Consider the following 21,984-nt stretch of genomic DNA (forward strand, 5'->3'; position numbering starts at 1 on the left):
GTTCTGCTTGCCCGCAGTGGCATCCCCGCCGCGCCGCGCTCGCATCTGTGCCGGTCAAATTAGGCGAAAGCAGAGCGAGCGGAACACGTTCCGCCCTTGCTGCGCGCCGCGCCGCCGCAACCTTCCCGGCGTGCCTTCCACGCTTCCGCTCCGCCATCTTTTGCTCGCCCTCCTCGTCGTCGCGATTTGGGGCTCCAATTTTGTCGCGCTGAAGCTCGCGCTCGTCGATCTGCCGCCGCTGCTGCTCTGCGCCGTGCGCTTCGTCTTCGTGTCGCTGCCGCTCGTGTTCTTCCTGCCGCGGCCGGCGATCACCTGGGCGCAGCTTCTCACCTACGGCCTCACGATGTTCGCCGCGCAATTTGCCTTCATGTTTCTCGGCATGCGACTCGGCATGCCCGCCGGCCTCGCCTCGCTCGTGCTCCAGTTCCAGGTTTTCGTGTCGCTCGCGCTCTCGGTCGTGATGCTCGGCGAACGCGTGCGCCTCGTGCAGGTGGCCGGCGCGCTCGTCGCCGCCGGCGGTTTCTTCATCGTCGGCCGGCACACCGGCGGCGAGATGACGCTCGCGGGTTTCCTCTGCCTGCTCCTCGCCGCGGCCTCGTGGGGCTTCGCCAACGTCACCTCGCGCCGCCTCGGCAAAGTGAACCCGCTCGCGCTCGTCGTGTGGGGCGGGCTCGTGGTGCCGCTCCCGATGTTGGCCGCCTCGCTCGCCTTCGAGGGTCCCGGAGCCATCGCGCATGCCCTCACGCACACCGGCGCCACCGCTTGGGTGTGCGTCGCCTACACCGTCTACCTCTCGACGCTCGTCGCCTACACCATCTGGAGCTGGCTGCTCGGCCACTACCCCGCATCGACCGTCACGCCATTCACGCTGCTGGTGCCGGTGTTCGGCATGGTGACTTCGGCGATCTATCTGCATGAGTCGCTGCCGGGCTGGAAAATCGCCGCGGCCGCCTTCGTGATTTCCGGCCTCGTGCTGTGCGTCTTCGGCCCGCGTTTCACAGGGAAAATCCCCCAGGTCGCCCGGTCCTGACGCGCCGCTCGTCAACCGCCCAGCTCCGTTCGTCAGTTCGTCTTCGAGGCGGCGACGCTCGCACCGTCGGATGCGCGTCCGCATGCCCACCATCGCCGAGCGCTACTGTGCCCGCCATCGGATCAACGCCGAGCATTTCGCGCGCCGTGCGCTGCTGCGCTCATTGCCGCTCCAAGGACTGCTGCTTTATCCGCTGCTGAGCGCGCTTCCCGGTTTTTTCGATCCGGATCTCGAATTCGTTCGCGACATCGGCCGCCAGCGCACCCTGCGCGACTTCGCCGTCGACGCCGTCGATTTCAAAATCCATCCGGACAACTCCTCGTTCGCGCGCCGCGTCCTGAAGCTCCGCGTGTCCTCGCGCAAACTGCGCCGCCACCTGGCGACCGCGCTCGCGGAGAACGACGCCTCGCAAACACCGGCCCGCGCGTGACTCGGCGGCCCGGGCGGCCGCGATGGTCCTGCTTCAAGCGGCGAACACCACGTCGCGTTCCCCGCGCGTGAGTTCCCGCCAACGGCCAGGCGACAGCTGGAGCGACGCGAGCGTCAACGCGCCGATCCGTGCGCGCACCAGCCGCAACGTCGGATGCCCCACCGCCGCGGTCATGCGTCGCACCTGCCGGTTTTTTCCCTCGCTCAATTCCAGCGCCAGCCAGCAATCCGGCACGCTCTGCCGCACGCGGATCGGCGGCTCGCGCGGCGGCAACTCCGGCGCCGGCTCCAACCGCCGCACGCCGCACGGTTGCGTGCGATAGTCGCCGATCGTCACGCCGCGCGCGAGCTGCGCCAGCGCCGCGTCGGTCGGGATGCGCTCCACCTGCACCCAATATTCCCGCCGGTGCCCGCGCTCCGGATCGAGCAACCGCGAATTCAACCCCGCCTCGTCGCTGAGCAGCAGCAATCCCTCGCTATCCGCATCGAGCCGCCCGAGCGCGTAAACGTTCTTCGGCAAACCAAACTCCGCGAGCGTCCGCCACCGCGAGCCGGGCTCGGGCGTGAACTGCGAGAGGACGCCGTAAGGTTTGTGAAGAGCGAGGAGCATGGTGCGTCGCGCGACCAGATTGAGCGTCGCCCTATTCCCCGGCGCAAGCCTCCGCAAAACCGCGCGGGATCCACTGTGGGAGCGAGCTTGCTCGCGACGCTCCAAGCCACACCCCAGTCGGCACGCCGCGCCACTCGTGCTCGGAAACAGGTCGCCATGCCCTGACGCGAAAAAGTCACACCGCCTCTCGTCATTTGTGTTCATTCGTGTCCATTCGTGGTTCAACTGCTTCGCTCCTCCCCGTGGCCAATCCACCGCCGCCTCCGACCGTCCCGCAGATCTTCCTCGCCGCGCTGCGCCTCGGTTGCACGTCGTTCGGCGGACCGGTCGCGCACCTCGCCTACTTCCGCCGCGACTACGTCGAGCGCCGCCGCTGGATCGACGAGGCGCACTACGCCGACCTCGTCGCGCTCTGCCAATTCCTCCCCGGCCCCGCGAGCAGCCAGACCGGCTTCGGTCTCGGCTACCTCTGGCGCGGCTGGGCCGGCGGGATCGCCGCGTGGCTCGGCTTCACGCTGCCGAGCGCCGCGCTGATGACGGCCTTCGCGCTCGGCACGGGACAACTCAGCGCGCTCCTCGGCACCGGCTGGCTGCACGGCCTCAAACTCGCCGCCGTCGCCGTCGTCGCCCAAGCCGTGCTCGCGATGTGGCGCACGCTCGCCCCCGACACCACGCGCTCCGCCCTCGTGCTCGCCAGCGCCACCACGCTGCTGCTCGCACCCGTCGCGTGGATGCAGTTCGCCGTGATCGTCGCCGGCGCTGCCATTGGCGTCGCGTGGCTCCATCGTGACCGCACCGCGAAGCCGCAACGCCCCGCCGCAGCGTCCGCGCTTCCGTCCTTCCGCGCTTCCGCGATTTTTCTGGCGGTATTCCTCTGCCTCCTCGTCGCGTTTCCGGCAATTTGCCGTAATACGGCAAATTGGCCTGCGGCGTTGGCGGACAAATGCTACCGCGCCGGCGCGCTCGTCTTTGGCGGCGGCCATGTCGTGCTGCCGCTGCTGCAGCGCGAGTTCGTCGCAACGGACGGCGTCACGGCGGAGCAATTCCTCGCCGGTTACGGCGCGGCGCAGGCGATGCCGGGACCGCTCTTCACGTTCGCTGCCTTCCTCGGCGGGACCACGCACGGCATCGCCGGCGCGGCGTGGGCCACGCTCTGGATTTTTCTTCCCGGCCTGCTGCTCGTCGCCGCCGCACTGCCCTTCTGGCAAACGCTCCGCACCGATCCGCGCGCGCAAGCCGCTCTGCGGGGCGCCAACGCCGCCGTCGTCGGCCTGCTGCTCGCCGCGCTCATTCACCCGATCGGCCGCGCGGCGCTCGGCGATTGGCGCAGCGCGGTGCTCGTCGCCGCGGCGTTCATCGCGCTGCTCGTGCCCCGCGTGCCGGCGTGGGCCGTCGTGCTCGCCTGCGCAGTCACAGCGCAACTTATCGGACTCGCTTAACGGCGTGATTCCGCGCGTCACGTTTCGCGAAAGCGCTTGCCCTGTGCGCGCCGCGTGCGCATGCCTCCCCGCCGATGCGCCGCAAATTCTCCACGATCGCGCTGCTCGTCGCCTGGCTTTGTGCCAATGGCGCGGTGTGGAACGTCGTGCAGGTCGTCGCGTGGGCGAAGATGTTTCAGGACTACTCCGCCGTCATGCCGGTGCACGAGGCGCTGCGCGTGACCTTCGTCGGCGGCGAGGCGTGCGACCTCTGTCACGTTGCCCAATCCGCGCAGGACACCGCGCGCGACCAATTGCCGCGCGACGACGCCCTCGGCGGCAGCGACCGTGTCGTCCTCGCTTTTCACGCCACGCCTCCGGTCGTGGTGATCGCTCCTGATTTCGCCTGGCCGGGCCTCGCCAACGAGGCCGGCCTCACGCGCACCGATGCGGTGCCCGTGCCGCCCCCGCGCGTTTAACGCGCCCCCGAGCCCTCCCACCACGCTCCCGTCGACGCGCGCCTCGTAGCGCTGCGTCCGTTGCGTTTGGCCGCGCCGGCCTCCGTCCGCGCGCGCACGTCCCCGTCTCCCTGCGCGTTTTTCGCGCTCCTTCGTCATGCACTCGTTTTTCCGTTTCGCCGCTTCCCTCTCTCTCACGGCTCTGGTCGCCACCGCGTCCGAGCCCGCCTCTCCACCCGCCCGCGAGCCCGCCGTCGAACTCGACCCGTTGGTCGTCACCGGCGCCAGGGCCGCGCAGCCGCTCGTCGTCACCACTGATCCGAAAGCCCCCGCGCAACCCATGCCCGCGCACGATGGCGCCGATGCGCTGCGCGCCGTGCCGGGCTTCGCCGTCATTCGCAAAGGCGGCACCGACGGCGATCCCGTGCTCCGCGGCATGGCCGGCTCGCGCCTCGGCGTGCAGCTCGACGGCCAGTGCATCTTCGGCGGCTGCGGCAACCGCATGGATCCGCCGACCGCCTACGTTTTTCCCGCCGCCTACGACCGCATCACCGTCGTGAAGGGCCCGCAATCCGTCCTCCATGGTCCGGGCAACAGCGCCGGCGTCGTGCTCTTCGAGCGCACTTACCGCCGTCTCGCCGCGCGCGAGTCGTCGCTCTTCGGCTCCGTCACCGCCGGCAGTTTCGGGCGCTTCGACGCCGTGGCCGACGCCCGCACCGGCGCGCCCGACTGGCAAGTCCGCGCCACCGGCACCACCACGCGCGCCGACGACTACGCCGACGGCGCGGGCCGCGATGTGCACAGCGCCTACAAGCGCTGGAGCGCAAACGCCACCGCCGCCTGGACGCCGGACGCGCTCACGTTCGTCGAACTCTCCGGCGCGGTCAGCGACGGCGAGGCAGCCTACGCCGACCGCGCGATGGACGGCGTGAAATTCGCCCGCGAGAACTACGCGCTCCGCCTCCGCCGCGAACAACTCACCCCGCTCGTCGCCGCCGTCGAGCTGCGCGGTTTCCACAACTACGTCGACCACGTGATGGACAACTACTCGCTGCGGCCGTTCGCCGCATCGATGATGATGCCCAATCCCGCCGTCGCCAACCCCGACCGCGAGACCACCGGCGCCACCGCGCAACTCGAGCTCACGCCGGGCGAGTCCACGCGCCTCACGCTCGGCGCCGACACGCAGACCAACCTCCACACCGTCCGGTCGACGATGAACGAGACGACGATGCCCTATGAGGCGATGGCCCGCGTCCGCGACGCCCGTTTCAAACAACGCGGTCTCTTCGGCGAGGCCGCCATCGCGCCCGCGCCCGGCTCGCGCGCCTACGCCGGCGCACGCCTCGACCGCTGGGAAGCCACCGACAGCCGCGCTGCGGTCGCGCTCTCGATGATGAGCACCGCGCCGAATCCCTCCGCCGGCCACACGCGCACCAGCGATCTTGCCAGCGGCTTCGTCCGCTACGAACGCGACCTCGGCACGTCCGGTCGAGCCACGACGCTCTTCGCCGGTCTCGGCCGCACGCAGCGCTATCCTGACTATTGGGAGGCGATCAAGAACGAGTCCACGGACAGCGTGACCGCCTTCGGCACGCGTCCCGAGACCACCACGCAGCTCGACGTCGGCGCGATCGGCAAACTCGGCGCGCTCGAGTGGAACGCCTCGCTCTTCGCTGCGCGCATCGACGACTTCATCCTCGTCCAGAGCGGCTTCACGAAACCGTCCGGCATGATGGGCACGCGCAGCGCCGTCGTGACGCGGAACATCGACGCCACCACGCGCGGCGGCGAGGCCGGCCTCGTGTGGCGCTTCGCCTCCGACTGGAAACTCGACGCCTCGCTCGCCTACGTGCACGGCGCGAACGACACCGACGCGCGCCCACTCGCGCAGCTCCCGCCGCTCGAGTCACGCCTCGCCCTCGCCTACACGCGCCCGACATGGTCGGCCGGCGCGCTCCTCCGCGCCGTCGCGCGCCAGAATCGCGTCGCGATCGGCCAAGGCAACATCGTCGGACAGGATCTCGGCGAGACCGCCGGCTTCGGCACGCTCTCGCTGCACGCCAGTTGGAAACCCACCACGCGCGCCCGCCTCTCCGCCGGCGTGGACAATGTCTTCGACCGCGCCTTCGCGGAACACCTCAGCAAATCCGGCGCGATGGTCTCCGGCTTCGTCCAGACCGCGCGCGTCAACGAGCCTGGCCGCACACTCTGGCTCAAACTCGACGTCACCCTCTGACCTTCCCTCCACGACTTGGGCCGCTCCGGCGGAAAAACCGTCATTTGTCCTGTCGGGTTTTTCATAAGAGCGCCGGGGCGGCCCTCCTCTTTCGCAACACCATGAAATCATTCCGCTCCACCCGCGTTGCCGCGTTCACCGCCGGCCTCGCCCTCCTCACGCTCGCCGGCTGTTCGAAATCCGGCTCCGAAGCCACCGCGCCCACCGCAGCGACCGAGTCCCCCGAGGACGCGCTCGCGCGCCAGGTGCTAGCCGGCAAAGCCGTTTTCGAAAAAGTCTGCGCCGTCTGCCACCAAGCCAATGGCCAGGGCGTGCCGGCCGTTTTCCCGCCGCTCGCCGGATCGCCGCTCATCACCGAAGCCGATCCAGGCAAGATCATCCGCGCCACGCTCCACGGCCTCCAAGGCCCGATCACCGTCAACGGCCACGAGTTCAACAGCGTCATGCCGCCGCAAGGCCCCGTGCTCAACGACGCTGACCTCGCCGCCGCGATCACCTACGCGCGCAACTCCTGGGGCAACCAAGCCCCCGCCGTCACCGCCGAACAGGTCTCCGTCATCCGCCTCACCGTGAAGCGCGACAAGTTCTGGACCTGGGAAGAACTCAACGCGCGCTGAACCCGAACCCTCCACCGTCACCGTGTATTTCGTCATGAAGCCATCCACGCTCCCTTCTCTCACGCTCCTTGCGTTGCTCGCCACGACCGGCCTGCGCGCCCAAACCGCGCCCGCCGCCCCGGCCGGCGACGCCAAACCCGAGGTCGTCAAACTCGACGAGTTCGAAGTCACCGCGGAAAAGCAAAAGGACTTCTCGCTCCCGCTCGATTCCGCGCCCGCCACCGGCTCGCGTCTCGGTCTCTCCAACCGCGACCTTCCCGCCTCCGTCTCGATCGTCTCGCAGGAAGTGATGCAACTGCGCGGCCTCCGCACTGCCGTCGAAGCGGTCGAGGCCGCCGTCGGCATGACCGGCGGCACGCAGTTCGGCTCGATCCCGACCTACTCCACGCGCGGCTTTGGCTCGAACTCTGTCACCATCATGCGCGACGGCATCCGTCAGAACACCGCGTCGCAATCCTCGCGCACCGTCGACTCGTTCCTCCTCGACCGCGTCGAGATCCTCAAAGGCCCCGCCTCGCTCATGTTCGGCGAAGGCGCCATTGGCGGCGCGGTGAACTATCTCTCGAAACCGCCGAGCGCGCGCGCCGGCGGCGAAGCCTTTGCCTCCATCGGCGCGTGGGACAGCTACCGCTACGGCCTCGGCTGGGGCGGCCCGCTTCCGCTCGGCAAGACAGGCAGCGTCACCTCGCGCATCGACTACTCGCACAACGAGACCGCCGGCTACGTTGACCGCAACGCCCAGCGTTACGACGGCCTCGCCGCCGCGCTCAGCTGGCAAGTCAACGACGCGTTGAAACTCACCTTCAACACCACCGGCCTGAAAGACTGGAACGAGTCCTACTACGGCAATCCGGTTGTCTACGACGGCGTGATCAACACCACCGTCGCCAATTCGCCGGTCGAAGTCCGCACGTTCAACAGCGCCACCGACCGCATGGTGAATCCCCGCATCGAGCCCGCCGCGCGCCGCACCAACTACAACATCCTCGATAACTACGCGAAGACCGAGAACACCTTCTCGCGCCTCCGCGCCGAGCTGCGCCTCTCGCCCGAGTGGGAAATTCGCAACGAAGCCTACCTCGCCACGCAGCTCCTCAAGTGGCGCAACCTCGAGGCCAACGTCTGGAATCCCGTCACGCAGCTCGTCTCGCGCTCCTCGTTTCTCCACATCTACCGCGACGACATCCTCAGCGGCGACCGCCTCGACGCCATCTACAAGGGCACGCTCGCCGGCCGGCCGAACCGCGTGATCGTCGGCGGCTTCTTCGAGCGCAACAACCTCACGCGCGGCGGCACGCCAGCCGGCCTCGCCACCATCGCCACCAGCGTGACGCTCCTCAATCCCGCGCAGACCTACGGCCCCGGCAACCCCGATCAGTTCCTCAAGACCTCGCACATCGTGATCGACACCCTCGCGTTCTACCTCGAGGACGCCCTCGACCTCACGCCCTCGCTCAAACTCGTCGCCGGCCTGCGTCACGACTCCATCGACCTCCAACGCGACACGCTCGTCACGCCCACCACCGCCTTCGCCACCTACACGAAAAGCTATTCCCCGTGGACCGGTCGCGGCGGCCTCGTCTGGTCCGTGATGAAAGACCTGAACCTCTACGCCAGCTACAGCCGCGCCGCCGAGCCCACCACGCAACTCGTCTCGTTCACCGCCACGTCGAACGACTTCGCCCTGCAAACCGGCCGCCAATACGAAGTCGGCCTCAAGGGCTCGCTCAGCAGAAACCTCGACGCCACGCTCGCGCTCTTCGACATCGAGAAGAACAACCTCCTCGCCTCCACGCTCGACCCGCTCACCGGCCTGCGCATCTCGCAGCAGATCGGCGCGCAAAACTCCCGCGGCGTCGAAGCCGCGCTCGCGTGGTCACCCGCTCCCGGCTGGCGCCTCGAGGGCAACGCCGCGTGGACCGACGCGTGGTATGGCTCCTTCGCCGAGAACCTCGGCACCGGCGTCATCAACCGCAGCGGCAACACACCGTCGAACGTCCCCGAGTGGGTTCTCGGCTTCTTCGCCTCGAAGCGCTTCGCCAACGGCTTCGCGCTCAACGCCGCCGTTCGCCACGTCAGCGACCGCTTCGCCAACAACAACAACTCCGTCGTCGCCTCCGGCTACACCACCGTCGACGCCGGCGTGAGCTACACGTGGCGCCGCCTCGTCTTCAACCTCCGCGGCCGCAACCTCACCGACGCCGAATACGAACCCGTCGCCGGCACCACGATGCGCCGCCTCGCCGACCCGATCAGCGCCGAGTTCTCGACGCGCGTGACCTTCTAGCCCATTGCAGGATGGGAGGGACGGCGCGGGCCGTCCTCACGCCCGCCTCGTCCCTCCTCCGTCCGCCCTCCGCCTCCCATGATCACGACCGCACTCCGCTCCCTCTCCTTTCTGGCCCTCCTCGCGGCCCCGCTTTCCGCGCACGAATTCTGGCTGCGCCCCTCGTCGCATTTCGCCGCGCCCGACGACACCGTCGAGTTCGCGCTGCGCGTCGGCACGGACTTCAAAGGCGAGTCCCGTCCCTTCACGCGCGACCTCGTCACCGCGTTTTGCGACATCTCCGCCTCGAGCCGCATCGACGAATACTCGCGCGTCCACGCCACCGCCTCCGAGTCGCACACGCTGTCCCTTCCGCTCTCCGGCGCCGGCACGCACCTCCTCGCCGTCGATACCATCGCCAAACCCATCACGCTCGAAGCGGAGAAATTCAACGACTACCTGCGCGAAGACGGCCTCGATCACATCCTCGCCCTCCGCGCGGAGCGCGGTCAGGAAAAATCCCCCGGCCGCGAACTCTACCGCCGCTGCGTCAAAACCCTCGTGCGCGTCGGCGCGGCGTCCGACACCACCTACGCCACCCGCACCGGCCAGCGCCTCGAAATCGTGCCGCGCGCCGATCCGTTCCGGCTGCGCCCCGGCGGCTCGCTCGGCTTCACCGTGTTCTTCGACGACCAGCCGCTCGCCGGCGCCCTCGTCCGCGCGTGGCATCGCCAGGGCGACAAGCTCACCGAACTCCCCGCCCGCACCGCCGCCGACGGCACGGTCGCCTTCACGCTCCCCTCCGCCGGCGATTGGATGATCAGCGTCGTGCACATGGTCCCGCTCGCCGAGGCACCCGGATACGACTGGCAAAGTTACTGGGGCAATCTCACCTTCGCGGTTCCCACGCCATGACACGGACTTTCCACGCCGTCCTGCTCAGCCTCGCGTTCTGCGCGCAAACCGCCCACGGCGCCGTGCGCGAGTTCCCGTCGCCCGCTCCCGCCGACACCCAGGAATCGTCGCTCCACACCGGACCCGACGGAACCACTTACCTGACCTACGCCGGCCCCGGCGTCGCCGCCGGCGAGCGCGCACTGTGGCTCGTCACCCTCGCGCCCGGCGCGGACGCGTGGAGTGCACCACGACCGATCGTCAGCACGGAACTGCTCATGGAGAACTGGGCCGACTTCGCCTCGCTCACCGTCGGCACCGACGGCCAGCTCTGGGCGCAGTGGTTTCAAAAGCCCGAAGGCGAAGACGCCCACGGCTACGACGGTTGGTTCTCCCGCTCGCGCGACGGCGGCGCCACGTGGAGCAAACCCGACCACCTCGGCCACGAATTCGTCTCGCTCGCTCCGCTCAGCGGCGGACGCTTGCTCGCCGTCTGGCTCGAAGGCGCACGCGTCCGCGATCCCGCGCGAAGCGCGTCGCGCCGTAGCCTGGGCGAAGGCGGAGCCCAGCCGGCCAAAGACCCCAACGCGCCCTACGCACCCGCGATGCGCCTGAAGTCCCGCCTGCTCGCGTCCGACGGCGCCACGTTGCAGGACTGGGTTGTCGATCCCGACGTCTGCACCTGTTGCCAGACCACGCTCGCACACCTCGGCGGCGACCGCCTCGTCGTCGCCTACCGCGGCCACACGCGGGAGGAAATCCGCGACAACCGCATCTGCTTTTTCAACCAGACGATCTGGGGCCCGCCGCGCCCGCTCCACGACGACGGTTGGAAAATCCCCGCGTGCCCCGTCAACGGCCCCGCGGCCGACGCGCGCGGCGAGTCGCTCGCCATCGCGTGGTTCACCGCCGCCAACGGCATCGCGCGCGTGCAAGCCAAGGTCTCGCGCGACGGCGGCGTCACCTTCGGCCCCGCGCTCGCCATAGATCTCGGTCGCCCCATCGGTCGCGTCGACCTCGTGAAACTCGCCGACAATTCCTCACTCGTCTCCTGGCTCGAGGCGAAGTCGCAGGGCAACGACGCCGGCCTCTACGTGCGCCGCATTTTCCCCGACGGCACGCTCTCCGCGCCGCAGCTCGTCGCCGCGACGTCCTCGGTCCGCGCCAGCGGCTTCGCGCGCATGGCCGCGCGGCGCGACGGCGACGGCCTCACCGCCCTCATCAGCTGGACCGACGCCGTCCCCAAGGACGCCTCCAACCCGAAATCCCCCGCCGCCACGCAAATCCACACCGCACTGATCAACGCCGCCGCGCTGAAACCCGCCCCCGCCCCGAGCGCGAGCGCCACCACTCCGCGCCCGCTCGCCGTCGTCCGCGGCGACGAACTCGCGCTCCTAGAGATTTGCGAACCCACCGCGCCCACTCATCCTTCCGTCAACGATTCACCATGAAACTCCGCTCCGTCCTCCTCGCCTTCATCTCGCTGCTCCCCGCCGCGCTTTTCGCCGCTGACTCCGCCAAGAACTGCGGCTGCGCCTGCTGCAAGGGCAAGGAAGTCTGCTGCTGCCACGCCGGCGACGAGAAGCCCGCCGCGACCGCCGCCGACTCCGCTCCCGCTCCGCAGACGCACCCGCTCAAAGGCGTCGTGGTCGAAGTCCTCGCCGACAAATCCGCGCTCGTCGTGAAACACGAGGACATCCCCGGCGTGATGCGCGCGATGACAATGATGTTCCGCGTCGAAGCCGAAGTGCTCGCCCGCGTGAAGAAGGGCGACGCCATCACCGCGCAGATGGGCCGCGACGCGGAGAAGAAGTGGATTCTGCGCGACGTGAAGATCGTCGCGCCTTGAAGCGCGCGCCCCGCGCTTCGAGCGCGCCCCGAGGCATTCGGACGCTCGGTTGAGTTACCGCGCGCCGCTCGACCGCGGCCTCCAGTGAGGCAGCGACGAAAAACCGAAGAGGCGCACGTGGAATCGCCTGCTCGCGGACGACACGGAGCGCCCGCGAGCCAGGTTCCGGTGCCGTGAGAGGCCTCTGCGGCGACCGCACGACAACCCGCCTACGACGCAACCCGACCGCAGCTCGGCGCAAGCTCCGCCCCCTCGTCTCAGGTCCGTTGACGGCGTCCTCCTCGACGCAAGCCTCGCCCGCCGTCATGTCCCAAGATCCCGCCCCCGCCGGCCGCCCGTCCGTTTTCCTGAGCTACGCCTCCGAAGACCGGCCCGCCATCCGCAAGCTGCGCGACGCGCTGAACGAGGTCGGGGTCGACGCGTGGTATGACGAAAATGAGCTCACCGGCGGCGAGGCTTGGGACGCAAAAATCCGCCGCCAGATCCGCGAGTGCACCTACTTCATGCCCGTGATCTCCACCCGCGCGAGCGCCCGGCTCGAAGGCTATTTCCGACGTGAGTGGCGCTTCGCGCTCGAGCGCATGCTCGATATGGCCGACGAAGTCGTGTTTCTCCTGCCCGTGGCCATCGACGAATCGACGGAGGCCACCTCGCGGGTCCCCGAGAAATTCCTGACCGTGCAGTGGCTGCGCGTGCCCGGGGGCGACGCCACTCCGGCGTTCCGCGAACTCGCGCGACGGCTCGCCGCCGGCGGCCCGCAGCGCTTGCACCACGCGCCCGCAGCCGCGCCACGACCAGCCCAGGTCGCCCGCGCCCCGGAATACCTCCCGCCATCGGCCCCCGTCGCGCCGGCCAGCGGATGGAGAAAACTCTGGCACTCCTGGCTCAAGCTCCCGAGCTGGAGCCGCATCCTCGCGTGCGCCCTTCTCGTCGTCGCTGCGCTGAACGCGTTCACGAACTGCTCCATGAGCATGGAGAGCGCGCCCCCGCAGAAATCCAGCCAGCCGGAGGATGTCGCCGCGAAGGCCGACGATCCGCGGCGCCGGGCGGAGCCCAACACGGCCGCCGCAAAACGTCCGGTCGACCTGATCATCGTCACCCACTCGGGGGCGAGCAACGGCATGGCCCTCGCCGGTGAACTCTTCGGCAAACTGGTCCTGCTGAACGGCGTCCGGACAAGTCTCAGCACCATGCCCTTGAAGGAAGGCGAAACGCCTGCCGCCCGCGGGGCCGCCCTCGGCGCGCGCCTCGTGCTCTCCTGCGCTCCTGCCACGGTTGACGGGCAGCCGGTCACCTGGGTGAGAATCGAGCGCACGGTCGACGGCATCGCGATATGGAGTGCCGATTATCCCGCGACCGAAAACCCCGGCGCCATCGCCCGCGAAATCTACCCGCAGATCGTTCCGTTGCTGCTCAAGAAAGACTGAGCCTTCCGCGGACTCCATGGGCGCGGAACTCGCGGCGCTAGCTCAGGCGCGCCTCGCCAGCGCACGCCACATCGCCACGGAATCGAGCCAGCTCCCGCCAGCCCGGATCACTTGATGCGCTTCACGCGGATCCAGAGTCCGTCCGGCAGAAGGTAGAGCTTCCAAGTGTTGAACGACGACGGGCGGATCTCGACCTCCACGTTGTCGCGCCGGCCGAAGAAGCGCTCCTCGCTGTTCTTCTCGGCCATCCAAATTTGTCCGTTCTCGAGCGGAAATACCGCGCCCGGGCCCCATGCGCGGAACGTGCCGATGAGTTTCGCGCGAATCGTGTCCGCCGCCGGCGAGCGCTTCTCCTCGAGGCCGACGCGCGCCTTTTTCTCGCGTTCGATTTCGGCTTTCGCCTCGGCCTTGGCTTCGGCTTGGGCCACCGCCTTCGTCTCGGCGATCGCCTTCTCGCGGGCGGCGGTGGCGGCGTGACCCGACTCGCTCGCCGCGAATTCGGCCGCGAGCGCGTCGAGCGCAGCGCGTTGCTCCGGCGTCAGGCTCTCGAGACCGGCCTTCGCCCGCTGCTCCGGCGTGAGTCGCTCCCAGAAACTCTCACCCGCACTCACGCTCAGAACCAGGACGCAGAACAGCAGGACGGCTTTCTTCATGGCGCGGAAGCAAACAGCGGGAAGCGGCGGGCTCCACACCTTTTTCGCGCGGCACTTTGCGCTGGCGGAGCCGGCGCGCGCCGCTTCGCTCACCCGCATGAGTCCGCTGCGCCTCTTCGTCGCCCTCACGCCGCCCGCCGTCGTGCGCTCCGACCTCGCGGCACTGGCGGACGACTTCCTCGCCGACACGCGCTGGGTGCCAGCGGACAACCTGCACCTCACGCTGCGTTTCATCGGCGACCTGTCGCCGGAAAAACAGGAGCACATCGAGGCCGCGCTCGCGCGCGTGCGCGTGGAGCCGTTCGTGCTGCCGGTGGGCGGGCTCGGTGTGTTTCCCCCGCGCGGCCCGGCCAAGGTGCTGTGGGCCGGCGTAGGCACCGGACACACGCGGCTCTTTCAACTGCGCAAGCAAGTCGACGAGGCGCTGCTCTCGGTCGACATGACGATCGACGTGCGGACGTTCGCGCCGCACTTCACGGTCGCGCGGCTCGGCGAGCAGACCGACGCGAAGCGCCTAGACAAATTTCTGCACCGCCACCGCGCGTTCGAAGCGCCGCCGTTCCGCGTGGCGTCGTTCGAGCTCTACGCGAGCGAGCTGCGCGCCGGGTCGCCGCCGGCGTATCGGGTGGTGCGGAGCTTCGCGCTGGAGGCGTGAGCGGCAGCGGGAGCGAGGCCGCGTTCCCGGATCAGCCAATGTAGGAGCCTGCTTGCAGGCGACCAATCGCGCACTCCCGCCCGGTCGTTGGGTCGCCTGCAAGCAGGCTCCTACAACGGCGAGGGCGACAGCTAAGCTGTCTCGCATCGCCTGCCTGGCCCTCCGCCTGGCCGCAAAAAAAGCGGAGCCTCGCGGCTCCGCTTTGAAATTTCCGCCGGCGCTCCGAGCGCGCCGGGCGACTTGCGCTTACTTCCAGTTCAGGATCAGCGCGGTGAAGTAGGTCGTGTCGAGCTTCGTGGCGTTGCCCGCGGGCTGGCTCTGGTAGTCGTTGTTCACGCCCATGCGCAGCTTCCAGAAATCGCCGGACTTGATCGGCAGGTCGAAGGTCGTCTCGTGCACGGCGCGGTAGTTCGAGAAATCCTTGAACGACGGCGTGTAGGTCAGCGAGTTGTTCATCGTGGCCCAGCCGATGGTCTGCTTGTTGATCACGGCGAGGTCGAGGCCGGCGGAGCTGAAGTCCGGCGTCACGCCCGTGTAGGTCTCATAGATGTAGCCCACACCGAAGCGCACCTCGAGGTCCTGTGCGTCGGTCTTCACGAGCTTGCGGCCGACACCGAACGCGGAGTTCGAGCGCAGGGTGATGTTCTTGATCTTGTCCTTCGAGAGCTCGGTGCGGGCATACCACACGGCGGAGCCGGTGAAGAACGAGGAGTAGTCGACTCCGGCTTTCCAGTCGTCGGCGGTCTGGTTGCCGTTTTCCTGCGCGCGGTTGATCGCGGCGTTGAACATCAGCTTGTCCTCGCTGCTCTCGAGCGTGGCCTTGAAGCCGAGCGCGCCGGCGAATTTTTCGGAGCCGCCCGTGCGGCCGTTGATCGCGACGCCGGCCTCGTAGGCCCAGCGGCGCTTGAGTTTCTCGGCGGCGGCCTTGGCCTCGCGGATGGCGGGGCTGTCCTCGCCCGGGCGCCAGACGGCGACGACGTTGGCGGCGCTGGCGGACATCTGGCCGTCGGCGGCGGTCACGGCGATGCCGCCACCGGTGGAGGCGACGGTGCCGAGCACCTGCGTGCCGGCCTTCAGGCCGACGTTCACGGCCTCGTCGGTCGAGAAGGCCTTGATCTGGTCCTGCGCGATGGTGATCACGCCGGCGAACTTCGTCTCGACCTTGAACTGGCCCTGATCGGCGGAGAGGAGCTTGCCGTTCACGACGGAGCCGTCGGTCAGCTCGATGCGGTCGGCGCGGGCGGCGCTGGCGAGGGCGAGCACCACCAAGGAGCTCGCGAGGATGCGGTGAAGGGTGTGTTTCATAAATCCAAGCTGGCCTGTGAAACAGGGGAAAACCCCTAGCTCAATCTCAAAACTCGCTGCGCGCGGCTTTCAGGGATTTTTCGTCCCTTGCGACGAGCCGGGACGGCAGCTCACAGTCCCGCCATGCCGACGCGCGCCTGGTTTCCGACCTACCTTTACCATGAACCGCTGCTCCGGACCGGACTCGAGCGCTTCAACGCCGAGCTCGCCGACGAGTGCCGCCGCATCCGCGACTACGACGCCGCCGGCCGCAAGTGGTGCGAGAAGAACTACCCCGGCGGCTACACCTCCTACGCCTCGCTGAACCGCCTGCACGAATTCTCGTCCACCTTCGCCGCGCTCGAGAAGAAAATCACCGCGCACGTGCGGAAATTCGCCCGCGAACTCGACATGGATCTCCGCGGCCGCGAGATCGCGATGAGCGATTTCTGGGTGAACATCATGCCCGAGCACGCCGCGCACAGCCTGCACCTGCATCCCAACAGCTTCATCAGCGGCACGTATTACGTCGTCACGCCGCCCGGCTGCCCCGGCCTGAAGTTCGAGGACCCGCGCCTGAGCAAGTTCATGGCCGCGCCGCCGAAAGTCGCCGCAGCGCGCCGCGAAAACCAGCAGCACATCACTTATCCCGCGAAAGCCGGCTGGCTTTTGCTCTTCGAAAGCTGGCTCCGCCACGAAGTCGCCGCGAATCGCACGACCGAGGAGCGAATCAGCGTCAGCTTCAACTACCACTGGAGCTGACAGCGCGGTCTCGTCCCGTGCGCGGCGCGCTTGGTCCCAAACTCCCGCGCGCCGCGAAACCTTCACGCGATTCGCGCGTCTCAAACCGGATGCGCTCCCGCCCCCGCTTCTGGCCATCGTTGATGGCCGTCCTGGTTGCCAGCTTGCTCGCCTCGTGCGCGTCCGACGACCGCCCGCACCGCGGCGCACCGCCCAAGCCCCCTACACCTGTCGCGGGCGAAGGCATGTTCTTCGGCGGCCAGCTCGTCGCCACGGTGCACGTCGGCATGGAATTCCAGCGCCCCGAAGGCGGCGGCGAGGGCAACACGCGCGGCGGTCGCGAGGGCGGTGGCGGGCGCCGAGGCGGAGGTGGCGGCATGAGTTTCGGCGGCGGCGCCGGCCCCATGCAATTCGGCGGTGGCCCGGGCGGTGGAAGCCACGGCGGTCCGCGCGGAGGCGGCGAACGTGGCGGTGAGGAGACGCGCGGAGAGTTTGGCGGAGGCGGCCCGCGCATCGCACCGGCGGGCGGACTGCCGCTGATGATTCACCTGCGCTTGCGCAACACCGGCAGCGCACCGCTCGAGGTCGCCGCGCCGGATTTCGATTCTCCGCTCGGCAATTTCGTCGTGCTCCCCGCCAAGCTCACGGTGCCGCCCGGCGAGACGGCCGAGTTTACACCGATGACTTCGTTCGTCCGCGGCGACCTCCCCGACGAATTGCCCGTGACGCTCGCGCTCCGCGTCGGCGGCAAGACGGACAAGCAGACCATCGTGCTGCGCCCGGTCTCGCGCGGCGACACGCCGGCTAACGACGGCCGAGATCCTGAATCTCGCCCGACTCGAAAATAAGCGTCCCGCGCGGTCCGCGCCCGAACGACGCGCGCACCATCGCCCGCGCCACCACTTCGGCTTCGATCGCGCGGAATTTGCGCCAGCTTCCGACGAGGAACGGCGCGGCCATCGCCAGCCCCACCGCGCTGAGCCGCTCGCCCAGTCGATATTCCGTCCGCGGACCGAGCAACAGGCTTGGGCGAAAAACGCCGAGCGTATCGAAGTTCATCACTTCCAGCGCGTGATCCGTTTCGCCTTTCACACGGGTGTAGAAAAATCGCGAGGCCGCGTCCGCCCCCATCGACGAGACATGGAAGAAACGCTTCGCGCCGCCCTGCTGCGCCGCCCACGCAAACGCCAGCACGGCGCCTTGGTCGACGGCGCGGAACGCCTCGCGCGAACCCGCCTTCTTGATCGTCGTGCCGAGGCAGCAGAACGCGTCGTCTCCGCGCAGCGGCGGGGCGAGCTGCCGTAGCGCGGCGAACTCCGTGGTGATCTGCGTGAGCTTCGGGTGCTCCACTCCGAGCGGGCGGCGCGCGACCGCCACCACGCGATCGTATTCCGGCGCGGCGAGTAACTCTTGGAGAAGATAACCGCCGACAAGTCCGGACCCGCCGGCAAGGAGCGCAGTGGCCATGGCGCAACGCTGCGCGCCGCACGCGACGGTGCAATCGCGCTCTTGCCGCATGCGTCGCCGACCAGCTCCCGCACCCTCAGCGTTTTCAAAAACAATGTAGCCGGGGTCGCTGCCCCCGGAAAGAGACTTTCCCGAGGGAAGAAGCGCCGACCGGGCTCAGCCAGCCCGGCTACAGAAAAAACCGCGGTCCACGGCACTACTCCGTTAGGTCCCTATTTTCACTCGGAGAACGCGAGGTGGCCCGGCCTCTCCGAGGACGGGTCCCAGGCACCCGCGCCCGGAGGTCGCGGGCTGCCTTGCAAGCGCACTCACGTAACGGAGTAGTGCCAGGTGATCTTTCTGCCGGGAGCGTTTGTTGCTCATTAAGAACTTTTCTTCCCGACGTCCCCCTACTCAGTCCGCGCCGCAATCGCGCACGGGCGTATTCAGCGCCCGCGGCGCCAGCGGGTGACACTCTCAGAAATGACGACGCGCGCGGCAGGTCGTGACCAGCGGTCCCGCCCTACCCGTGATGCCGCCTCAGGCACTCCTTTAGGTGATCTTCAATAGTTGCTCATTAAGAACTTTGCCAGACACCGCCGGCGCAATCATGCCGCGACCGCGGAGGCGCGCCGGACATGCCGCGACTGCGGGGTTGCGCGCGAGCGCGAGCGGCATAGCAGTGCTCCATGCTCGTCATCCGACGCATGGACGATGGAAAGCGCTCCTACACGGCAATGTTCCTGCCGGGCGAGGAACCGCGCATCTTCCCCACGACGGACCAGGAGCACGCGCGCATCCTGCAAATCTACAAACAGGACAAAGCCTACGAAGGCGTCTGGAACGATTTCTCGGAGTTCCAGATCGGCCGCGACCCGGAGAAGCCGCTTGCTCGGCGAGGGCCGAAAAAGCGTTCGCGCAAGAGCGCTTGAGTGCCACGCGACCGAGGTGAAGTTTACGCGCTGCTGCGCGCCGTCATCAGCCGCGAATGGCTCGGCGGTTGCCGCACCATTCAACCAATTTCCCGGACGGGAGAAGTCGCGTCAGCGCGCCGCGTGCGTTTCGCATGCGCGCAGGACGCGCAGCGTGTTCTGTCCCCAGAGCTTCGCCAGCGCCTCTTCGCTCCAGCCGCGCGCGCGCAGGGCGCGGGTGAGATTCGGATAGTCGCCGACCTGATCGAGCCCGTCGACTCCGCCGCCGCCGTCGAAATCGCAACCGATGCCGACGTGATCGATGCCCGCGACCGCCACGGCGTGCTCCACGTGCGCGATGTAATCCTCGAGCGTGCACTTAGGCGCGGGATGTTCGCGGTCGATCCGCGCCCACTCCCCCGCGTATTGCGCGCGGATTTCCGGCGTGAGCACGAGGTCCTTCAATTTGAGCAAGAGCTTCGCGCCTTCCTCGGTCTGGCGGTTGCCGGGGGAGTTCTTCACGGCGATGGGCAGCGCGTTGATCTGGATCACGCCGCCCTTCGCCGCGAGCGCGCGGAGCAGCTCATCGCCGATGTTGCGCGGGTGATCGCACACTGCGCGGCAACCGCTGTGGGTGAGCAACGGCGGCGTGGCCGACAGCTCGAGCAAATCCCAGAGCGCATCGTCGCTCGCGTGCGAGGCGTCGAGCGCGATGCCGAGACGGTTGCACTCGGCCATCACTTCCTTGCCGAACGGGCTCAGCCCGCCCCACTCCGGCGGACGCGGATCGGTGGACGAGTCCGCGACGTCGTTGTGCACCATGTGATTCAGACCGAGCATGCGCACGCCGCGCGCGTGGAATCTCGCCACGTTGCCCGCGTCGAGTCCGAGCGAGTAGCTGTTCTCAATGGCGAGATAGAGCGCGCGCTTGCCCTCGGCCTTGAGTCGCGGGCCGTCGTCGGCGCGGAGCGCGATGCCGCAACGGTCCGCATGCTGCGCCACGACCGCGTGGATGCGATCGAAGACCTGCATCGCCTTCTCGTGCGCCAGCGCGAAGCCCGGGGGCGTGCGCGCGGCCTGCGTCACGAACACCGCGAAGCCCAGCGCGTCGACGCCGCCGTCGGCCATGCGCGGCAGATCGCATTGCGTGCGATCGGCGGCGCGCTCGTGTCGCACGCCGAAATCCCAGCCGTCGCGCATGAGCGACGCCGTGGGTGTGTCGATATGCGTATCGAAAGTGAAGAAGCCGTCGTGCGGACCGGGCGCGGACATCGGGGCAAGTTGCGCGCGCGCCGGGGCGGGCGCAAGCCGCCACGCGATTGGTTCTTTCGGCACAAGCCCATCTGCGGAGTTGCGCTGCGCAGAGGCGTGAGTTCTCTGATGGCCTTTTCCCATGTCCGCCCCCCAAATCGAAAATGTCGTCATCGTCGGCACCGGTTGCGCCGGGCTCACCGCCGCCATCTACACCGGTCGCGCCAACCTGCAGCCGCTCGTCATCGAAGGCTCCCTGCCGGGCGGGCAGCTGACGACGACGTCCGAGGTGGAGAACTTCCCCGGTTTTCCGGAGGGCGTCGACGGCTTCATGCTGATGCAGAACCTCCGCAAGCAGGCGGAGAAATTCGGCACGCGCTACGAGAGCGGCACCGTGACCGGGCTCGATACCTCGAGCTGGCCGCACACGCTCAAGCTCACCGACCGTGAGATCAAAGCCAAGGTCATCATCGTCGCCACCGGCGCCTCGCCGCGCATGACGGGCATCCCGGGCGAGAAGGAACTCTACGGCGGCAAGGGCGTGACGACTTGCGCGACCTGCGACGGCGCGTTCTACCGCAACATGGACGTCGCGGTCATCGGCGGCGGCGACAGCGCGGCCGAAGAGGCGCTGTTCCTCACGCGCTTCGCCAAGAAAGTTTACCTCGTCCACCGCCGCGACACATTGCGCGCCTCGAAGATCATGGCGGACCGCGCGACCTCGCACCCGAAGATCGAATGCGTGTGGGACAGCGTGCCGGTCTCCGTCGAAGGCGTCGCCGAGGGCGCCGTCTCCGGCCTGAAGATCAAGAACGTGAAGACGAACGCCGAGAGCGTGCTCCCCGTGAAGGGCGTCTTCGTCGCCATCGGCCACGTGCCGAACACCGAGCCGTTCAAAGGCGCGGTGGATACGGACGAGCAGGGCTATTTCGTGCCGGTCACCGGTTCGCAAGTGCGCACGAAGACGCCCGGCGTCTATGTCGCGGGCGATTGCGCCGACCACGTTTTCCGGCAGGCCATCACCGCCGCCGGCATGGGTTGCCAAGCCGCGATCGAAGCCGAACGCTGGCTCGCCGAGCACGGTGGCTAAGCATCGCTACGCGCGCGTCTGGAAGCAGCTCGGCATTCCCGCCGACTATCCGCGAGTGCGCGGACTGCCGCTGCAACGAGAAGCGACGAAGCTCGTGCTCGTCGCCCGCGCGCACGACGATGGCAAAGCCATCCGGCTCACGCCGCGCGCGGCCGCTGCCTGGCGCCGGATGCGCGATGCCGCCGCCGCGGACGGCCTGACGCTGCTGCCGCTCTCCGGATTCCGCAGCGTGGCCCGCCAAACGAAGATCATCCGCGGCCACCTCGCGAAAGGCAGGCCGCTGGCGGACATCCTGCGCTACGTCGCAGCGCCCGGCTGCAGCGAGCACCACACCGGACGCGCGATCGACATCGGATCGCCGGACGAGAGCGCCCACTTCGAGGCCACCTTCGACCGCACCAAGGAATATCGCTGGCTGCGGCGTCGCGCGGCCGAATTTGGGTTCACCCTCTCGTATCCCCGCAACAATCCACACCACATCGGATACGAGCCGTGGCATTGGTTTTTGGGGACACCCCCAAAAAAACTCCAGAGCCAGTCGGCCTGAGAGCGGGGGCCATCGACGGAGCGGGGCGAAATGGGCCTCAAGACCTGCGGCCCGGGGTCGATGGTTGACGGGTCATCTCGAAAACCGGGTCCCCCGCCGGGCGAGTTTCCCCGCATGAACTTCTCGGTTACCCAAAAGGTATTCAGCATCACTGTGCTCGCGACGATCG

General features: G+C 68.4%; 22 protein-coding genes. 17 read left to right on the top strand and 5 right to left on the bottom strand.

The window, feature by feature from the left end; translation table 11 throughout:
- Positions 1-130: 130 nt before the first annotated feature.
- Together HZA32_19870 and HZA32_19875 are read left to right on the top strand one after the other, a co-directional pair.
- Positions 131-1,030 carry an EamA family transporter gene (locus HZA32_19870; protein ID MBI5426339.1) on the top strand — a complete coding sequence of 300 codons (900 nt, stop codon included), beginning with the start codon at positions 131-133 and terminating at the stop codon, positions 1,028-1,030.
- 82 nt (positions 1,031-1,112) lie between these two features.
- Positions 1,113-1,460 (top strand): hypothetical protein, encoded by a 348-nt coding sequence (locus HZA32_19875; protein ID MBI5426340.1) that lies wholly within the window; start codon positions 1,113-1,115, stop codon positions 1,458-1,460.
- A 33-nt stretch (positions 1,461-1,493) separates the two neighbouring features.
- On the opposite strand, the gene HZA32_19880 is transcribed toward HZA32_19875, so the two are convergent.
- Positions 1,494-2,069: a pseudouridine synthase gene (locus tag HZA32_19880; protein MBI5426341.1), complete on the bottom strand. Its 576-nt coding sequence runs from the start codon at positions 2,067-2,069 to the stop codon at positions 1,494-1,496.
- 242 nt (positions 2,070-2,311) lie between these two features.
- Between HZA32_19880 and chrA the strand changes: the two genes are divergently transcribed.
- The 9 genes from chrA to HZA32_19925 all read left to right on the top strand — a co-directional run bounded on the left by chrA (position 2,312) and on the right by HZA32_19925 (position 13,237).
- Positions 2,312-3,508 (top strand): chromate efflux transporter, encoded by a 1,197-nt coding sequence (chrA, locus tag HZA32_19885; protein ID MBI5426342.1) that lies wholly within the window; start codon positions 2,312-2,314, stop codon positions 3,506-3,508.
- Positions 3,509-3,582: 74 nt separating this feature from the next.
- Positions 3,583-3,966, top strand: coding sequence for a hypothetical protein (locus HZA32_19890; GenBank protein ID MBI5426343.1), 384 nt, complete (start codon positions 3,583-3,585; stop codon positions 3,964-3,966).
- Positions 3,967-4,102: 136 nt separating this feature from the next.
- A complete protein-coding gene (locus tag HZA32_19895) occupies positions 4,103-6,184 on the top strand; it encodes a TonB-dependent copper receptor (GenBank protein ID MBI5426344.1) in 2,082 nt (693 codons plus the stop codon).
- Positions 6,185-6,285: 101 nt separating this feature from the next.
- On the top strand, positions 6,286-6,801 hold the full coding sequence (locus HZA32_19900; GenBank protein MBI5426345.1) for a cytochrome c: 516 nt from the start codon (positions 6,286-6,288) through the stop codon (positions 6,799-6,801).
- A gap of 34 nt (positions 6,802-6,835) precedes the next feature.
- Positions 6,836-9,088, top strand: a complete 2,253-nt coding sequence (locus tag HZA32_19905; GenBank protein MBI5426346.1) for a TonB-dependent receptor — start codon at positions 6,836-6,838, stop codon at positions 9,086-9,088.
- A 78-nt stretch (positions 9,089-9,166) separates the two neighbouring features.
- On the top strand, positions 9,167-9,982 hold the full coding sequence (locus tag HZA32_19910) for a DUF4198 domain-containing protein (protein MBI5426347.1): 816 nt from the start codon (positions 9,167-9,169) through the stop codon (positions 9,980-9,982).
- Positions 9,979-11,412 carry a hypothetical protein gene (locus HZA32_19915; protein ID MBI5426348.1) on the top strand — a complete coding sequence of 478 codons (1,434 nt, stop codon included), beginning with the start codon at positions 9,979-9,981 and terminating at the stop codon, positions 11,410-11,412. Before HZA32_19910 ends, HZA32_19915 begins: the two co-directional genes overlap by 4 nt.
- The gene (locus tag HZA32_19920) at positions 11,409-11,810 is read left to right on the top strand and encodes a copper-binding protein (protein MBI5426349.1); all 402 of its coding nucleotides are present in this window, start codon (positions 11,409-11,411) and stop codon (positions 11,808-11,810) included. Before HZA32_19915 ends, HZA32_19920 begins: the two co-directional genes overlap by 4 nt.
- Before the next feature lie 305 nt (positions 11,811-12,115).
- Positions 12,116-13,237, top strand: coding sequence for a toll/interleukin-1 receptor domain-containing protein (locus HZA32_19925; GenBank protein ID MBI5426350.1), 1,122 nt, complete (start codon positions 12,116-12,118; stop codon positions 13,235-13,237).
- A 107-nt stretch (positions 13,238-13,344) separates the two neighbouring features.
- On the opposite strand, the gene HZA32_19930 is transcribed toward HZA32_19925, so the two are convergent.
- Positions 13,345-13,890, bottom strand: coding sequence for a hypothetical protein (locus tag HZA32_19930; protein ID MBI5426351.1), 546 nt, complete (start codon positions 13,888-13,890; stop codon positions 13,345-13,347).
- Between the two features lie 97 nt (positions 13,891-13,987).
- On the opposite strand from HZA32_19930, the gene thpR reads away from it, so the two are divergent.
- Positions 13,988-14,545 (top strand): RNA 2',3'-cyclic phosphodiesterase, encoded by a 558-nt coding sequence (gene thpR, locus HZA32_19935; protein MBI5426352.1) that lies wholly within the window; start codon positions 13,988-13,990, stop codon positions 14,543-14,545.
- 246 nt (positions 14,546-14,791) lie between these two features.
- Here the strand turns inward: thpR and HZA32_19940 are convergent, their stop codons facing one another.
- A complete protein-coding gene (locus HZA32_19940; protein ID MBI5426353.1) occupies positions 14,792-15,850 on the bottom strand; it encodes a DUF481 domain-containing protein in 1,059 nt (352 codons plus the stop codon).
- A 123-nt stretch (positions 15,851-15,973) separates the two neighbouring features.
- On the opposite strand from HZA32_19940, the gene HZA32_19945 reads away from it, so the two are divergent.
- Positions 15,974-16,591, top strand: a complete 618-nt coding sequence (locus tag HZA32_19945) for a hypothetical protein (protein ID MBI5426354.1) — start codon at positions 15,974-15,976, stop codon at positions 16,589-16,591.
- 122 nt (positions 16,592-16,713) lie between these two features.
- Positions 16,714-17,418, top strand: coding sequence for a hypothetical protein (locus HZA32_19950; GenBank protein MBI5426355.1), 705 nt, complete (start codon positions 16,714-16,716; stop codon positions 17,416-17,418).
- Here HZA32_19950 and HZA32_19955 read toward each other — a convergent pair.
- Positions 17,375-18,037 (bottom strand): NAD(P)H-binding protein, encoded by a 663-nt coding sequence (locus HZA32_19955; GenBank protein ID MBI5426356.1) that lies wholly within the window; start codon positions 18,035-18,037, stop codon positions 17,375-17,377. The two genes, HZA32_19950 and HZA32_19955, sit on opposite strands and share 44 nt — an antisense overlap.
- 668 nt (positions 18,038-18,705) lie before the next feature.
- Here HZA32_19955 and HZA32_19960 point away from each other — a divergent pair.
- On the top strand, positions 18,706-18,948 hold the full coding sequence (locus HZA32_19960) for a hypothetical protein (protein ID MBI5426357.1): 243 nt from the start codon (positions 18,706-18,708) through the stop codon (positions 18,946-18,948).
- A 111-nt stretch (positions 18,949-19,059) separates the two neighbouring features.
- Here the strand turns inward: HZA32_19960 and HZA32_19965 are convergent, their stop codons facing one another.
- On the bottom strand, positions 19,060-20,199 hold the full coding sequence (locus HZA32_19965; protein ID MBI5426358.1) for a membrane dipeptidase: 1,140 nt from the start codon (positions 20,197-20,199) through the stop codon (positions 19,060-19,062).
- Positions 20,200-20,320: 121 nt separating this feature from the next.
- On the opposite strand from HZA32_19965, the gene trxB reads away from it, so the two are divergent.
- Together trxB and HZA32_19975 are read left to right on the top strand one after the other, a co-directional pair.
- Positions 20,321-21,268: a thioredoxin-disulfide reductase gene (gene trxB, locus HZA32_19970; protein MBI5426359.1), complete on the top strand. Its 948-nt coding sequence runs from the start codon at positions 20,321-20,323 to the stop codon at positions 21,266-21,268.
- A 94-nt stretch (positions 21,269-21,362) separates the two neighbouring features.
- A complete protein-coding gene (locus tag HZA32_19975) occupies positions 21,363-21,815 on the top strand; it encodes a D-alanyl-D-alanine carboxypeptidase family protein (GenBank protein MBI5426360.1) in 453 nt (150 codons plus the stop codon).
- The last annotated feature ends 169 nt before the right edge of the window (positions 21,816-21,984 follow it).

Source organism: Opitutia bacterium (genome assembly GCA_016217545.1).
GTDB lineage: Bacteria > Verrucomicrobiota > Verrucomicrobiia > Opitutales > Opitutaceae > Didemnitutus.

Coding starts and splice junctions, on each gene's coding strand:
- HZA32_19875 (MBI5426340.1), top strand. CDS start 1,113: ATGCCCACCATCGCCGAGCGCTACTGTGCCCGCCATCGGATCAACGCC.
- HZA32_19880 (MBI5426341.1), bottom strand. CDS start 2,069: ATGCTCCTCGCTCTTCACAAACCTTACGGCGTCCTCTCGCAGTTCACG.
- HZA32_19890 (MBI5426343.1), top strand. CDS start 3,583: ATGCGCCGCAAATTCTCCACGATCGCGCTGCTCGTCGCCTGGCTTTGT.
- HZA32_19895 (MBI5426344.1), top strand. CDS start 4,103: ATGCACTCGTTTTTCCGTTTCGCCGCTTCCCTCTCTCTCACGGCTCTG.
- HZA32_19900 (MBI5426345.1), top strand. CDS start 6,286: ATGAAATCATTCCGCTCCACCCGCGTTGCCGCGTTCACCGCCGGCCTC.
- HZA32_19905 (MBI5426346.1), top strand. CDS start 6,836: ATGAAGCCATCCACGCTCCCTTCTCTCACGCTCCTTGCGTTGCTCGCC.
- HZA32_19910 (MBI5426347.1), top strand. CDS start 9,167: ATGATCACGACCGCACTCCGCTCCCTCTCCTTTCTGGCCCTCCTCGCG.
- HZA32_19915 (MBI5426348.1), top strand. CDS start 9,979: ATGACACGGACTTTCCACGCCGTCCTGCTCAGCCTCGCGTTCTGCGCG.
- HZA32_19920 (MBI5426349.1), top strand. CDS start 11,409: ATGAAACTCCGCTCCGTCCTCCTCGCCTTCATCTCGCTGCTCCCCGCC.
- HZA32_19925 (MBI5426350.1), top strand. CDS start 12,116: ATGTCCCAAGATCCCGCCCCCGCCGGCCGCCCGTCCGTTTTCCTGAGC.
- HZA32_19930 (MBI5426351.1), bottom strand. CDS start 13,890: ATGAAGAAAGCCGTCCTGCTGTTCTGCGTCCTGGTTCTGAGCGTGAGT.
- thpR (MBI5426352.1), top strand. CDS start 13,988: ATGAGTCCGCTGCGCCTCTTCGTCGCCCTCACGCCGCCCGCCGTCGTG.
- HZA32_19940 (MBI5426353.1), bottom strand. CDS start 15,850: ATGAAACACACCCTTCACCGCATCCTCGCGAGCTCCTTGGTGGTGCTC.
- HZA32_19945 (MBI5426354.1), top strand. CDS start 15,974: ATGCCGACGCGCGCCTGGTTTCCGACCTACCTTTACCATGAACCGCTG.
- HZA32_19950 (MBI5426355.1), top strand. CDS start 16,714: ATGGCCGTCCTGGTTGCCAGCTTGCTCGCCTCGTGCGCGTCCGACGAC.
- HZA32_19955 (MBI5426356.1), bottom strand. CDS start 18,037: ATGGCCACTGCGCTCCTTGCCGGCGGGTCCGGACTTGTCGGCGGTTAT.
- HZA32_19960 (MBI5426357.1), top strand. CDS start 18,706: ATGCTCGTCATCCGACGCATGGACGATGGAAAGCGCTCCTACACGGCA.
- HZA32_19965 (MBI5426358.1), bottom strand. CDS start 20,199: ATGTCCGCGCCCGGTCCGCACGACGGCTTCTTCACTTTCGATACGCAT.
- trxB (MBI5426359.1), top strand. CDS start 20,321: ATGTCCGCCCCCCAAATCGAAAATGTCGTCATCGTCGGCACCGGTTGC.